The organism is Bacillus sp. S2(2024), assembly GCF_050474045.1.
Classification (GTDB): domain Bacteria; phylum Bacillota; class Bacilli; order Bacillales; family Bacillaceae_G; genus Bacillus_A; species Bacillus_A yunxiaonensis.
The window spans coordinates 4,414,571-4,430,215 of record NZ_JBFLUS010000003.1 but is presented as its reverse complement, the minus strand read 5'-3'; the positions used below and the strand labels follow the sequence as shown (position 1 = coordinate 4,430,215).

The following is a 15,645-nucleotide window of genomic DNA, read 5'->3' as shown; positions in this document are numbered from 1 at the left end:
ATATGAAGAAAGTTGGTTTTTTTCAGTCTATTCATTTAAAATTCGTATTAATTTACATGTTATTAATTTTAATGGCAATGCAAATTATTGGTGTCTATTTCGTTCGTGAGTTAGAAAAGAATCTTGTGAAGAGTTTTAAGGAATCATTAACACAACGAACGAACTTACTCGCTTACAATTTAAAGCAGGAATTTGCGAAAGAAAGAGATAAAACAAAAGATCCCACTCTTGAAGACGCGATTAAAACGAGTATAGAAGATTTTTCTTCTGATCGAAAAGCTGATATTCAAGAAGTTCGGGTAATTGATGAGAGTAGTCGTGTATTAGCGACATCACATCAATATAATCAAGGTATTGTGGGAAAAAAAACAACAGATTTATTGGTAAAGCGAGCCTTAGTGCAAAAAAAACCTGTTGAAAAAATGGAAATAGACCGCAGTACAGGGAATCGTGTGCAAGTTGTTGCTACTCCAGTTCAAGGAGATAATGAGAAACCTTTTGTAATTTATATCGTTGCTTCTATGGAAGATGTTTATAAACAAATGAAGCTTATTAATCAAATCTTTGCAACGGGAACGGTTATTGCATTGTTGGTAACGGCTGTGCTAGGTATCTTATTGGCACAAACCATTACAAGACCAATTTCAGATATGAGAAAACAAGCTATTGAAATGGCAAAGGGAAATTATTCTCGTAAAGTAAAAGTAAATGGCAATGATGAAATCGGTCAGTTAGCATTAGCGTTTAATAACTTATCTAAGAAATTGCAGCAAGCTCGTTCTTCTATGGAGAGTGAGAGAAGAAAACTTTCGTCTGTATTATCTCATATGACAGATGGGGTAATTGCAACAGATCGAAAAGGGGATATTATCTTATTAAACGATCCAGCAGAAAAAATGCTAAATGTTTCACGTGAAACAGCGTTAGATCAATCTATTTTAGAAATATTAGGCATTCAAGAAGAATACACATTAGATAATTTATATGAAGAACCAGATTCGGTTATTTTAGATTTTAGTACAAGAGATGAGCCGTATATTTTAAGAGCTAGCTTTTCTGTTATTCAAAAAGAGAATGGAAAAGTGAATGGTTTCATTGCAGTGTTATATGATGTGACGGAACAAGAGCGAATTGATGGAGAACGCCGTGAGTTTGTGGCAAACGTTTCGCATGAACTTCGTACACCATTAACAACGATGCGAAGCTATTTAGAGGCATTGGGTGAGGGGGCATGGCAAGATCCGAATATTGCACCGCAATTCTTACAGGTAACACAAGAAGAAACGGAGCGAATGATTCGACTGGTCAATGCATTATTACAGCTTTCAAAACTAGATAGTACAGAATATCGTTTAATGAAAGAATGGGTGGACTTTACACAATTCTTTAGTAATATCATTGACCGTTTTGAGATATCAAAAGAACAAAACGTATCTTTTAATCGTTCATTTTCTAAGAAATCACGTTTTATTGAAATTGATGAAGATAAAATTACACAAGTTCTTTATAATATCATTTCAAATGCATTAAAGTATTCTCCAGAAGGTGGAACAGTGACATATCGGTTACGAGAAAGAGAAGATATGTTAGAAGTAAGCATTAGCGACCAAGGGATGGGAATTCCAAAGGAGAATGTTGATAAGGTTTTTGAACGTTTCTATCGTGTTGATAAAGCTCGTTCACGTAAATTGGGTGGAACGGGATTAGGTCTAGCAATTGCCAAGGAAATGATTCAAGCCCACGGCGGATCAATTTGGGCGAAAAGTGAAGAAGGAAAAGGGACAACCATTTATTTCACGCTTCCAATGGAAAAGGAAGAAGAGGATGACTGGGGATGAATATTGAGAATTTAAAATCAGTCTTGCTAATTAATTTGGTTGTTATTAGTGTATTTCTTACTTTTAATTTATGGACCTATGTACCTGATTCTAGCAAGTTGCAAAATGCAAAATATTTACAAGATAATGCAGAGATGGAACAGAAGAGTCTTACGAATGTAATTTTTCCTTCCGTAGTTCTTTTTCATAAAGAGAATACGCATCTTGGAAGTGAGGATATAGACAGTATTAATCCATTGTATAAATTACTTGAGAGAGGAGAATTGTATGATTTTAGGGATATATCAAATGATATCCCAAAACATCAATTCCTCTCCTTTGTTCGTGGTAAAAATAAGATTGAAATGATTTTTCCTACCAATATACCTTTAGATTCTATGAAAGACGTTTTTACAATTAAAGAAAAGGTTTCAGAGTCATATAGCTTTGATCGTATACTGATTGATCTTCAAGGAAGTCGGGACGGTAATATTCCTGTATATTTCGTTTCGTATGAAAATCGCAAAGTATATCATATGGTATTAAAAGGAATTTCAGTTAAAGATCTTGACACAGCACGTGATCAATTTGCAGCTAAAGCAAGGGACTACTCTCAATATGAATTAAGTGATACGAGAGAGATATTTTTGCCAGATACGAAAACGGACAAGCAGAGTATCGTGTATTTAATAAGTAATATACCTGAAGATATATTTATAAATTCATTATTTACAGATCCTCGTTATGTAAAAAAAATGTCCGATGATCAAGAAGACACATATACAGATGGAATTCGTCTTATGCAAGTATTAAAGAAAAAGCAAATGTTGCAGTACACAAATTCAGCTATATCAGACCAATCACATATATATGGAAGTACTCTTGTTCAACGCAGCTTTGATTTTATTAATAGTCATGGTGGTTTAACAGGTGCTTATCGTTTTGATTATATGAATTCCAAAAAAGGACAAACAACGTATCGTTTATATGTTGATAGCTTACCTGTATTTAATGAAAGTGGTATGGCAACGTTGGAACAAGTGTGGGGTGTAGATGAATTAATTTCGTATAAGCGTCCATTGTTTAAGTTATCGGAAGTAAAGTATGGCGATGATCAAACAATTTCTCTTCCAGATGGTAAGACGGTGATACAATCTTTAGAGAAAAATAAAAAGGTGGATATGAAATTAATTCAAGATATTCGTTTAGGATATAAGCTTACACCAGAGCCAGGAGCAGGGCCGAACGGAAAAAACATTGCTGCAGTAAATTTAAAACCTATTTGGTATGTGGTATATGGTGAAGATGATAAAGTTTTAGAATGGAGCGTGGAGAAAGGGGGAGAGCTCATTGGATTGGAATAGGATTAAAACAATTTTTATTGTTACCTTTTTCATTTTAGATCTCTTCCTTGTTTTTCAGTTCGTTCAAAAACAAGATAGTGATCAACTTGATTATATGACGGAAACGAATATTGAAGAACAATTGAAAGCGGATAAAATTACATCTGAGGATTTGCCGAAAGAACCGACGAAAGATACGTATATTATGGCAAAAAATAAGAGTTTCTCTAATGAAGATATACATTCTTTAAAAAATCAAACGGTGTTTTTACAAGATTCTAATACCATTGTAAGTAAGCTTAAAGAGCCATTTTGGAATGCAAAAGCAACAACAAGTGATAATTATAGTGAATTTCTGCGTTCTTATGTAATTGATGGACAAAAATACAGTGCTGCAGGAAAAGCGGAAGGATCGAAAGTGTATTTTTTTCAAAAATATAAGGATAAGCCGCTATTTTATAATCAACATGGTATGATTGTTGCTGAACTAAATGAAAAGAAAGAAATTATATCGTATACGCAAACAATGCTATATGAATTTAAAGAGATGGGAGACCAAAATAAAGAGTTAGATATTATTTCTGCTCGAAATGCATTAGAAACGTTGTATACGAATACGAAAAATGAATTGAAGCAAGGGAGTCATATAAAAGGGGCAAAATTAGGATATGCAACGGTGGTAGCTCCTTCTTCCTCAAATATACAAGTTCTTGTTCCGACCTGGAATTTGTATACAGACAAAATGGATTACTTTGTAAATGCAATAGAAGGACAAATTATTAAATTAGGCAAGGACAATGAACAATGGAGTGAAGGTAAATGAGTTTGCATTTTAGTGTACTTGCAAGTGGCAGTACGGGAAATGCGCTGTATGTGGGGACAGAACGCCAAAAATTATTAGTAGATGCAGGGCTAAGCGGAAAAGCAACAGAGGCTTTGTTTCAACAAGCTGAAATAGATATAAATAACATATCTGGCATTCTTGTCACACACGAACATAGCGATCATATTAAAGGACTAGGTGTGCTAGCACGTAAGTATCATTTGCCTGTTTATGCAAATGAGAAAACATGGAACGCGATGGAACATTTAATCGGTAATATTCCAACGGAGCAAAAATTTATTTTCTCAATTGGAGAGATTAAAACATTTGGAGATATTGAAGTGGAATCATTTGGTGTTTCACATGACGCTGCTGAGCCAATGTTTTATGCGTTTCATCATAATGGAAGGAAGTTAGCGCTTATTACAGATACGGGATACGTTAGCGACCGAATGAAAGGAATTATTAAGGGAGCTAATGCTTTTGTGTTTGAAAGTAATCATGACGTTGAAATGCTACGAATGGGACGTTATCCATGGAGCATTAAACGAAGAATTTTGAGTGATGTAGGACATGTTTCTAATGAAGATGCAGCTCTTGCGATGACTGATGTGATTACGGATGAAACGAAGCATATTTATTTAGCTCATCTTAGTTTAGACAATAATATGAAAGAACTTGCTCGTATGTCTGTTGAGCAAGTTCTTGAAGAAAAAGGACTTGCTGTAGGAGAAGCATTTCAGCTGCACGATACAGATCCCAAAACACCAACTAAAATTCAATACGTATAATTCTTCATTTTGGTAAACAATAAAGGAGAATATAAATGCTTTCGGAAGGCTAGGTGAGCATAAATGTCCTTTATTGATGAAGAAGATGTTCAGATGAAACGAAAAAGAAAGCAAAAGCATAAACATATTTTTATTTCTGGTGTAGCGGGAACTATCATTGGTGCTACATTATTTGCTTTTGCTATTCCAACGTTTTCAAAACTAGGTTGGACTACAATAAGAGAAACTGAAGCAAGTGAAGAGAAACAGTATATAGCGCAGTCTGCTCCTCAAGTTGTGAATACAGGAGAGGGCTTTGTTAAGGCTGTTGACCGTGCTTCAGAAGCGGTTGTTGGTGTTATTAATATTCAGCGTGATAATTTTTCAGAAGCAGATTCCGAAGCAGGAACAGGATCTGGTGTAATTTATAAGAAGGAAAAAGGAAACGCATATATTGTAACGAACAATCATGTTGTAGCAGGAGCAAATCGCATTGAAGTAAGTTTGAGTGATGGAAAAAAAGTTCCTGGAAAGATTTTAGGAACTGATGTTGTAACAGATTTAGCTGTCTTGCAAATTGATGAAAAATATGCGAAAAAGGTCATTGACCTTGGTGATTCTACGAAAGTAAAACGTGGTGAAGCTGCGCTTGCAATCGGGAACCCTCTTGGTTTAGAATTTTCAGGTACTGTAACACAAGGGATCATTTCAGCAAATGAACGTATTGTTCCTGTTGATTTAAATCAAGATGGGCATTATGATTGGCAAGTAGAAGTACTGCAAACAGATGCGGCCATTAATCCAGGTAATAGTGGCGGGGCTCTTGTAAATGAAGCAGGGCAGCTTATTGGAATCAACTCCATGAAAATTGCTGCAAAAGAGGTAGAAGGAATTGGACTTGCAATTCCTATTTCACGAGCTGTACCAGTAATGAATGAGCTTGAAAAGTATGGAAAAGTAAGACGACCTTATGTTGGAGTTGAATTAAGATCTTTAAATGAAATTCCTACTTATTATTGGGATAAAACATTGCATCTTCCTTCTAATGTAACAGAAGGTGTATGCATTTTAGATGTGAAAAGCCCATCGCCTGGTGGAGATGCAGGTTTACACGAATATGACGTCATTGTAGCAGTGGATGGAAAAGCAGTTCAGGATATTATTGCATTCCGAAAAGTCCTATATAGTAAGAAAATTGGTGATAAAATGACGGTTACATTGTATCGTGGTGCAAAACGAGAAACAACAACTGTAAAATTAGGCAGTCAGCAGTATTAAAACAGGAGGCAGCCCCTCCTGTTTTCTGTTGTGGATAAGTGAGGTGAAATTATGAAATTACCTTGTTGTTTAGAACATGTGGAATTAGCGTTAGATATTATTGTGGATGAATGTGAAGTACCACCATTTATCCACACTGTGGATAATAAAGATAATGAGCAAAAAACGTGTGAATTTTGTCAAAATAAGGCGACATATGTTGTATCGAACACAGATTCCCACACAATATGTGGATGATAAATGTGGATATGTGGATAACTTCTGTGGATAATGTGTTTGTAAGGTGGGGAATATTTGTGAATATCTTAATTATCTCAATCGGAAAATTAAAAGAAAAATATTTAAAACAAGGCATTGAAGAGTATTTAAAACGATTATCGGCCTATGCAAAAGTGGAGATTGTTGAGTTACCAGATGAAAAAGCACCGGAGAATTTAAGTGAAGCAGAAATGCAAATGGTAAAAGAAAAAGAGGGAATTCGTATCTTAGATAGAATTTCTGATGATACGCATGTAATTGCATTAGCAATTGAGGGAAAGCAAAAATCATCAGAAGAGTTTGCTGCAAACTTAGATCGCCTTGCTACATATGGAAAGAGTAAAGTGACATTTGTTATTGGAGGATCGCTTGGGCTAAGCCAAGAAGTAATGAAGCGCTCTAATGAGTCATTGTCGTTTTCAAAAATGACGCTGCCTCATCAGTTGATGCGTTTGGTACTGGTAGAGCAGGTGTATAGAGCTTTTCGAATTAATCGTAATGAACCGTATCATAAGTAAATGAAATTCTTTATTCAAGGGTATCAACTGAATGAAAGGGGGAAGAGAAATCAAGGAATAATGATTTCTCTTCTTTTTTGTTTTAAGACTTAAAAAGAATAAAAAATTGAACCCTTTTAGGTCGTTTCTAAAAAATTTGTAACTAAATTTGAATATCGAATTCAATCATCATCGCATCGGTTTTGTTTACTGTCATTTGTTTTTACGGTGTTTATGACAGTCAAAACATTGAGAAAAGGAGTTATCACTGCATTGTTCTGAAATTCGTTCACATGGATTAAAGGTAGGATTAGTTAGAACTTCGTAGGGTCTCATCATGTCGTAATCTTCGTGTTCAAGAATGTGGCAGTGCCAAGGATAGGTTCCTGTAAATGGACCAAAACGTGCAATAATGCGGGTAACTTCGCCGGGATTGGCACGAACAGTATCTTTCCATCCTCTCTCATTTGGATCGGGTGGTATTGGCGGCCCTACTTTTAGGTTAGAACTATTTGGATCGCCAGTAAATACAGCGCGATTCAAAATTTGAAAATTGACGAGGTGCAAGTGAATCGGGTGAGTGTCTGGTGTCATATTGTACAGCTCCCAAATCTCTATCGTTCCATTATACGGGGTTTCTGTAATGGGCTGATCCCACTCCATGTTATTTAATAATGGCATAGGGCGTCCAAAATTATCAGTAGCTTCAAGTAAAGTGTTTTTTCGTATAATTACAGCATCCTGGGGATTTAGGTGCTCCAAGCAACTCAATTTTTGTGGAATTTTGCTTTTGTCAGGTCTGCAGCATGTTTGTTTGACGCGAAATTGCATAATCTGCCTTAGATCTTCAGAAGGACTTTCACCATCAGGGAATGGGGTTGGTGCGTCATTTGTTAAAATAATACTCTGACCGTTATGGTTTGAAAAATCTACAATGACATCGGCGCGTTCCGCAGGTGCAAGGATGATTTCGGACACTGGGACTGGTTTTTCCAAAAGTCCTCCATCCGTACCAATTTGGATAAAATTTTGTCCAGAGCTTAGCTGCATACGATAAAAACGAGAATTGGAGCCATTTAGAATGCGGAACCGGTATTTTCGTGGCTCAACTTCAAGATAAGGCCATACTTTTCCGTTGACTAAAATTGTGTTACCGAAAAATTCAGGGACGACTGATGGATTTGGTAATGTAGGATCGATTGGAGGCGGCGGCTGCGGGGCTGGGGGCGCCATATTTCCTGGTTGGGATGGATAGAATAGCTCACCATTGGCGTAGAACGAACGATCTTGGATGACTAGTGGAATTTCAAATTTTCCACTAGGAAGACACAATTTTTTCTCTTCTTCATCCCTGAGAAGATAGAAGCCCGCAAGGCCTGCATAAACGTTCAAACGAGTGATTCCAATGGCGTGATCATGATACCAAAGTGTTGTAGGACGTTGACAGTTTGGGTAGTAGTAGACTTTATTCACAAATGTCGGTCCAACGTTTTGAAAATCTCTTGTGAACCATGCCTCAGGATATCCATCACTTTCTGGACGAACCCGAGCTCCATGTAAATGGACAACCGTCCTAACAGGAGGTTTGTCTGGTTGCGCACCATGAACGGTTTGATCGACGGGCAGCAGGTGTTCAAAAGGTAATTTATTTTTCCATTTTACAAAAATAGGGTGATTTCTTTCTACTTCAAATGTTGGTCCAGGGTACATACCGTTGTAACCCCAGACGGTAGTCGGCGGCAAATCACGATGTAATTTTTGTTTGACTTGCTTCATCGCTACCTCATAGAATGGGATTCCATCATGGGTACCTTCTGGTTTTAAGACAGGAGGAATTGGTAATGCATCTACAAATTTTTTTAAAGACAATTAACTGCCTCCTTTTTAAAGAATCAAATATTGTTTGTTATATATAATATGAATTTAATTGAAGTGGGTATAGACGAATTTCTAATAGGAAATGAACGGAAAAGGATTGGGTTGTAAAAAGGTAATTCATCTAAGGAAAAAATCCTATTTAAATTAATCACAGTGAACTATACCATAAGTAAATAAGAATTTTACAAGTGCTTATATTAAGTACAGTGCGTTGTACTTTAAGTTCATCTTGCATTCTAACCTCAAAATTCAGAGGAAGTGAAGAAGATAGGTGAGAGATGAAGAAAAACTCCCACCGAGGGGAGTTTTTCTTCATCAAATTTATTATTTTATATTTCCAAAAGGTAGTCCAGATATGTAGCCAACTCCTCCGGTCTCCTGAATGCCTATGCCTTGTTTCATCGCTTCTTCTAATTTAGCTTTGTCGACGGCTGTAATTTGCTTGCCTTCCAGGTCTTCACCTGGATGCTGATAGTTACTTAAGACATAACGGAAGCCGTTAGCATCATCAACTGCTCTTAATCCTGTTGCTTCTGCACCAGCAGTAACTGAAAGGATTCTTGATAGTTGCTTAGTTTTAACGTTATAAGCCCATACAAAGTTATTTGTGTGCATCGAGCTGTCTTCTCCAATGAATAACGTGTTTAAATCATTTGAGAAGGTTAAGTTATCAGGATTTGCTATTTTGTCTGGTGCAGCTGTATTTCCGTAGGCATCCGGAGCTTTTAAATCTTCTCCAATAATAAGTCCTTTCATACTAGCGGGTACGAATTCGCTCTCGATGTGACGGCCGCTGTTATCTTTTTGCTCTTCGTTTAAGTCTATTTGCCAAGTTACGCCAGAATTAATAGCGGGTAGCTGAATATCGTCTTGAATGCTACCTTCTTGTTTTTGCATGCTGCTATTTTGATAGGACATAGCGATATACGCTTTTTTATCTTTCTCATTGACAGCGATTCCTTCCATTTTATTAAATTCAGATGTTGCACCTAATATAGCACCATATCTGCGAGATTCTAGGAATGCAGCTGCTTTTTCCATCCCAGGTTTTACTCTAAGGTACTCGACATTTTTATTTGCTGATGTTTTGATCACCGTATAGCCAGCAGTAGGTTGAGCCGCTGTATCAAAAATATCACTGAACTTAACGCCTTTATCAATAATAGCTTTTATTTCCTTATCAGTTGAATGCCCCAGCTTAATCCATTCTAAATTTCCTGCACCGCCATTTTCAGTACTTGTTTGTTTAAATTTAGCTGCGTATAACGTTCCTGCAGAGAAATCTTTCCTTTTATCTGCCACATACATAAACATCATTGTATTTCCGCCATCATCACCAAATATTGCTGTTTTATCATCGGGTAAAACTTGCATTAGTTCATGAGAAAATCTTCCTGTACTATAATGTTTGACAACGGAAGGTTCTCCTTGTGCATTGACGGAGATTTCAGGAATCCAGCCATAAAAATAAGGATTTGCTTTAGATTTATCACCAAAGTAGTAGTTAGCAAAGTTTGTAACAGCTTTATAAGAACTGGATGTAGGATCTTCAAATGAGCGTGCGTCAGGTTCATATTCTTCTGAGCCAAGATGAGTGTTCCAATCTGTTGTAGTCCCATTACATGGAGTCCAGAGACCATTTACGTTTGAAAAATCGATTTTTTTGGCGTTATTAACAGTTAGTTCGCCAGTTTTTTTATTTTGATCAACTTGTGTAAGAGTCATGGATGCCGGTAGGCCAGAAATTGAGTTTCCTGCATTATCTATTGAATCATATTCATAATGGGAGATAATGTAAGATTTTCCGTAAATCGTAATTAAACTATTGGAGTCAGGTGCATCAGAAATAAAATAAGAAGGTTTGTACGGAATACTTTTATCGACAATCGGATTCCCTTTTGCGTCAATAGGAGTGCCAGCAGGGATCATTTCGCCTTTATTTTTTACAATTTTATCTGTGGATAAAAAAAGAGATTTGTAATCAAGAGGAGTTTTTTTTACACTGCCGTCTTTATAGGTGACTTTCACCTTAGCTTCTGAATAAGTTTTGACCATGTTTTCAATAGTAGTTGGGGCTTTCATAGAAGTAAATTCTACGTGCTCTATTTGATTGTGTTTTTGAGACTTAGAATCATGATCAAAATCGGATGCGAAAGTCGGAACGGCAGCAGAAGCCATTATAGCCATAGAAAGACCAGCTGAAACTATTTTTTTCATAATAATTTGATTCCCCCTAAACTTTTGATAATTTTATTAAATCATTGAATTGTTAAGAGGGTATTAAGGAATATCTTTCAGTGTTGAGGATTTATTAAAATAATAATAAATGTATATAATAACTTATTCTAATAGATTAGTTATGGAGAACTGTATCATGATCGAAAAGCGGAAACTTGATGAATGGATAGGATGGGATTTATATTCTTAAGTGGACGTTATTGCACACCAATTATGAATTGTAACTTTAATGATTCTTAGAATTTGCTTTATGCGGTGTCTTGGGAAGTTGCTCGAAGAATAATAAATTGAAACTTCCATCAGTGGGGATTTTTCATCCTTCTACTGATGGTTAGTTGAACCAATCTGGACTCTACTGACAGTTATCCCCCACTTATCTTCTTCACTTTTCTCTGAACCTTGGGTTTGGAGTCTTACTTACTGTCCATTAATGTGAGATAAATTGTAGTAGGAATGTACATTTATATAATTGGACTTTACTAGGATTACCTAGAATAGGTGAATTTAATAAAGATTTTTATGTTTGTTTTATAAGGTAGTATGGGCACATTTTTATTTTATGTAACCTTGTTATGGACTTTATACATAGTAAGGTTACAAATTTATCATACGTGATATAATTATATATATAAATAAATTATTTAATTTAATTTGTTTATATGAAATAGTATGAGGATTAATTCCTTTATGTAATACGTTTGCTTAAAATACTTTTAACATGAACTCGTAAAAAGGAATGTGCTTATAACTCCATATTTTTAAATGGGGGATACAATTCATTGCTGGAGGTTGAAATTATGGTAGTACTTGTAACAGGTGGAGCGGGTTATATTGGTAGTCATACATGTGTAGAATTACTAAATCGTGGATATGATGTTGTGGTAGCTGATAATTTTTCAAATAGCCAAAGGGAATCGTTAAATTCGATTAAAGAAATAACCGGAAAGGGATTTAAATTTTATGAAATAGATCTCGTTAATCGTGAAGAAGTGGAGAGAATCTTTGCCGAAAATAAAATTGAAGCAGTTATTCATTTTGCTGGCTTGAAAGCTGTTGGAGAGTCTGTGGAGCTTCCCCTTAAGTATTATTATAATAATCTTACGAGTACATTTATTTTATGTGAGATGATGCAGAAGTATGGCGTAAAGAACATGATTTTTAGTTCATCCGCAACTGTCTATGGAGTTCCAGAGACATCACCAATCACAGAAGAGTTTCCATTAAGTGCTACTAATCCTTATGGACAAACAAAGCTGATGCTAGAGCAGTTTTTAAAAGATTTATATATATCTGATTCTGAATGGAGCATAGCTTTACTGCGTTATTTCAACCCGTTTGGAGCTCATTCTAGCGGTTTAATTGGAGAAGAACCAAATGGGATTCCAAATAATCTTATGCCATACGTAATAAAAGTAGCTACTGGGGAGTTAGAAGAATTGAGAATATTTGGTGACGATTATCCAACAAAAGATGGAACTGGTATTCGTGATTATGTTCATGTTGTAGACCTTGCTGAAGGGCATGTGAAGGCCCTAGAAAAAGTAATGTATACAACGGGAGTAGAGGCATATAACCTTGGAACTGGTGTTGGTTATTCTGTGTTAGAAATGGTACAAACATTTGAGAAGGTTTCAGGCAAAAGAGTTCCGTTTATATTTACAAAACGTCGTTCTGGAGATGTTGCCATATGTTTTGCAGATTCATCTAAAGCAAAAAAAGAGCTAGGTTGGAAGGCAAAGAGAAGTTTGGAGGACATGTGCGCGGATTCATGGAAATGGCAGTGTAGGTATGTAAATGTTTAATTAGAAAACGCAATTATAAATATTTTATGTTCAGTATAAAATATCCCCTACAATGTTTTGTAGAGGATATTTTTTTATGCATATTTATTTAGTTTATTTGCTAACTTTGTAAAGAAATTCCGCTTCGTATATAGAGCAGTTGGGGTACAAAATGTATAGTAGTCAATCTGTTGTACATAATTAAAAATCCTAGAAATAGAATATAAAAAAGCGATGCTAGAACCAATTGCAAAGCTAAGTCCATAGCCATTGTAGCCTAAAGGTAATAGAATAGCTGTTAATGTCAAATTTGCAAAAAAGAATAGAGCGGCTGTTCGGAAAGCTCCTTTTCGATCGTCAAAGTATAAAAGGAGTAGTGTCATTACAAGTACCATGCTGTTTGAATATGCCCCAATTGCTGTTAGCTGAAAGATTGAGTATTGAAGTGAACGTAAGCCAGATTGTGACATATAAATCCATATACCAAAAATGATAAGGAATGTGAAGATTCCTTGAGTGCGAAGAAGACGCTCAACTTCTTGGCGTAATACAACTTTCATTGAATCTTTTTGATGTAGAATCTGATTTAATGTTCCGCCGCTATTGACGGTACCAAAAAAATTTTTATATCGTTTGTAAAACCTTGTTTCAATGGAAACGACAAAGAAAATATAGGTAGGGATAATTGTTAAATACGCCCAAAAAACAGAAGTATCATAGAGCGGATGATATAAGAAGCTGCCCGCAATTAATTCATTTCCCTCTCCAAACCAAATAATAAAATTACATACCCAAATCCCAATGTTATATAATAATCCAGCCCAAAATAATTCTGGATACTTATCTAAGTAAGTTAAGAAAATAAATTGGTCTTTTGTTTCATTTTTCGGAAACATTTTTACCATTACAACACTTAGCCAGCCTAAAGTAATGAATGTTCCTACTGTAAAACAAGTAAGAAGTAAAAAGGCCGAACCATGTTCTAAATGGAGTGTAGGATGTGTATAGGAAACAATTATGATTCCAGTTATAGAAATGACGGCACCGACTAAAAATGCTAATGCTATAGACTGATAGTCTTTCGCAGCTGTTAAATAAATAGATTGTATCCAAATAATATTCAATGCTAAGAATAAGAAAAGTAACATAATTTTGTAATATAAAGGAAGCGGTGTAAGAATAGAAAAAATTCCCCATAGTACAATAGCAAAGAACAGTATGATTTTTGTCATTCCTAAAAATGAAGCAAATAGTTTATCCGTTTTTTGTTCGTACAAGAGATCAGCTACGTATCTTGTTACAATTAATTGTAGTGAACCATAGATGATTTGTGAAAAAATAAAGCAGTAAGAAATCGAGATTGTAAACAGGCGTTGTTCCTCAATCGATAAGAAATGAAAAAAACTTAGAACATAATGAATGGCAGTGACACCTAAAATAACCATGAGCCATGGTCCAGCTGTAACAAATAATGAAAATCCGTATGCTTTTATTCTTGAAGAATAATAATCTTCTTGAAATAGTTTTTGTAAGCGAAAACCTATTCCTGCCATTTTGTTTGCTCCCCTTCTACATAAAGTTTACGATAACTTTCTATCACGTCGGTTAATTGATAATATTCTTGAATTCTTTTTTGTCCAATATCTCCAAACTGTTGGATTTTGTCTGGATGATGGTAGTACCATTGTAAATAAGAAGCTACTTGTTCAGGTGATACTGGTGGTACCACAAATCCACATTGCCCTAAATCATCTCCGCTTTGGCCAAAAATTAGTTCCTTACAAGAGCCAACGTCTGTAACAACCCATGGAATTCCTGCTGCCATTCCTTCAAGCATTGCTAGTGGTTGTCCTTCAGATATGCTTGTTAATACAAGTATGTCTGTCTTTTTTAAATAGTCTTTGATGTTTACTTTTCCTGTTAATTTAACGTGGTTCTCTAGTTTGAGTTGGGTAATTAAATCTTTACATTCTTGTGCGTATTCAGGTTCTTCCGAGTCAGGTCCAAGTAAATAAAAGATGAAAGGAATATTTTGATCAGCCAAAATTTTTGCTGCATAGATCATTGTTTTTATATCCTTGATTGGTACTACTCGAATAATTGCAGTAATGATAAGTTTGTTTAATGATACTTCCTTTTTTCGGATATTAGCATAATCTAATGTATTTACACCGTTTGGAATAATTTTTAGTTTATTTACCGGTGCACCTAATTCTCTTTGATATGAACTGTTCCGTTCAAAAAGTGTCACTATATGATTTGCTTGCGTATATGCTTGCCTTGATAAATGGTGAAAAAAAGAGATCCAGCGTTCTTTATATTCGATTGGTATCCAACTGGCTTGTAATATTTCTTCTTCTCGTTCTCGTGAGTATATGCCATGCTCTGTTAAAAGAAAGGGGATATTAGAATTCGCACTGATGGCAGCCCCTAATAATCCGCCATAACCTGTTGATACAGAGTGAATGAGATCAAGATCTGGGAATTCAGTTTGTAAAATTTGAATAATAGGCGTAAACATCGCACGCCACATCCAAAAGTAATTTAGAAAAGAGCCGCTGCTTTCTTCATAAATATAGCTTTCCTTTACAATATGATAAAACTCAGGGCTTTTAAAAAAAGATTCAAGAGATCCCAATTTAAGGGGATCTCCTAATATCTTTAATGCACTTGTGTCAGTCGATTGAAAGGTAAACCATTTTTGTAATGTGTATATTTCTTGTTCTGTTAAAGTAGTTTTTATGTGTTTCATGCTCTCCTTAGTTTGCAAGGGAATTACAATAATATTTTTTACATTTCCGGGAATTTCATATTGATAATCTTTCTCTGTTTTATTGCTAGGGACAATCGCAAAAATTGTGAATTCATGCTCTTGAAATTGCTGAATAATCATTTGAACCCAACTTGCTACGCCGCCACTAACAAAGGGATAGCTCCCTTCTACAACCATTCCTATTCTCAT

12 protein-coding genes are annotated in these 15,645 nt (G+C 35.5%); 8 read left to right on the top strand and 4 right to left on the bottom strand.

The window, feature by feature from the left end; translation table 11 throughout:
* The first annotated feature begins 2 nt into the window (after window positions 1–2).
* From walK to rlmH, 7 genes are all read left to right on the top strand, one after another.
* On the top strand, window positions 3–1,838 hold the full coding sequence (walK, locus tag AB1284_RS22455) for a cell wall metabolism sensor histidine kinase WalK (protein ID WP_429752912.1): 1,836 nt from the start codon (window positions 3–5) through the stop codon (window positions 1,836–1,838).
* Entirely contained in the window at window positions 1,835–3,181 is a 1,347-nt protein-coding gene (locus tag AB1284_RS22450; protein WP_429752913.1) for a YycH family regulatory protein, read from the top strand. Before walK ends, AB1284_RS22450 begins: the two co-directional genes overlap by 4 nt.
* Entirely contained in the window at window positions 3,168–3,983 is an 816-nt protein-coding gene (locus tag AB1284_RS22445; RefSeq protein WP_377880313.1) for a two-component system regulatory protein YycI, read from the top strand. Before AB1284_RS22450 ends, AB1284_RS22445 begins: the two co-directional genes overlap by 14 nt.
* Window positions 3,980–4,774: an MBL fold metallo-hydrolase gene (locus AB1284_RS22440; protein WP_336482054.1), complete on the top strand. Its 795-nt coding sequence runs from the start codon at window positions 3,980–3,982 to the stop codon at window positions 4,772–4,774. The genes AB1284_RS22445 and AB1284_RS22440 overlap by 4 nt, the downstream gene beginning before the upstream one ends.
* Window positions 4,775–4,837: 63 nt before the next feature.
* Entirely contained in the window at window positions 4,838–6,031 is a 1,194-nt protein-coding gene (locus AB1284_RS22435) for a S1C family serine protease (RefSeq protein WP_429752914.1), read from the top strand.
* A gap of 51 nt (window positions 6,032–6,082) precedes the next feature.
* Window positions 6,083–6,268 carry a CxxH/CxxC protein gene (locus tag AB1284_RS22430; protein ID WP_098310129.1) on the top strand — a complete coding sequence of 62 codons (186 nt, stop codon included), beginning with the start codon at window positions 6,083–6,085 and terminating at the stop codon, window positions 6,266–6,268.
* 59 nt (window positions 6,269–6,327) lie between these two features.
* Window positions 6,328–6,807 carry a 23S rRNA (pseudouridine(1915)-N(3))-methyltransferase RlmH gene (gene rlmH, locus AB1284_RS22425; RefSeq protein ID WP_429752915.1) on the top strand — a complete coding sequence of 160 codons (480 nt, stop codon included), beginning with the start codon at window positions 6,328–6,330 and terminating at the stop codon, window positions 6,805–6,807.
* 192 nt (window positions 6,808–6,999) lie between these two features.
* On the opposite strand, the gene AB1284_RS22420 is transcribed toward rlmH, so the two are convergent.
* On the bottom strand, window positions 7,000–8,655 hold the full coding sequence (locus AB1284_RS22420) for a multicopper oxidase family protein (protein WP_429752916.1): 1,656 nt from the start codon (window positions 8,653–8,655) through the stop codon (window positions 7,000–7,002).
* 333 nt (window positions 8,656–8,988) lie between these two features.
* Window positions 8,989–10,881 (bottom strand): PhoX family protein, encoded by a 1,893-nt coding sequence (locus tag AB1284_RS22415; protein ID WP_429752917.1) that lies wholly within the window; start codon window positions 10,879–10,881, stop codon window positions 8,989–8,991.
* 818 nt (window positions 10,882–11,699) lie between these two features.
* Between AB1284_RS22415 and galE the strand changes: the two genes are divergently transcribed.
* Complete coding sequence (galE, locus tag AB1284_RS22410) at window positions 11,700–12,704, top strand: UDP-glucose 4-epimerase GalE (RefSeq protein ID WP_429752918.1); 1,005 nt, start codon at window positions 11,700–11,702, stop codon at window positions 12,702–12,704.
* Window positions 12,705–12,778: 74 nt separating this feature from the next.
* Here galE and pelG read toward each other — a convergent pair whose 3' ends face one another.
* Both pelG and pelF read right to left on the bottom strand, forming a co-directional pair.
* Entirely contained in the window at window positions 12,779–14,236 is a 1,458-nt protein-coding gene (pelG, locus tag AB1284_RS22405) for an exopolysaccharide Pel transporter PelG (protein ID WP_429752919.1), read from the bottom strand.
* Window positions 14,224–15,645: a GT4 family glycosyltransferase PelF gene (pelF, locus tag AB1284_RS22400; protein WP_429752920.1), complete on the bottom strand. Its 1,422-nt coding sequence runs from the start codon at window positions 15,643–15,645 to the stop codon at window positions 14,224–14,226. The genes pelG and pelF overlap by 13 nt, the downstream gene beginning before the upstream one ends.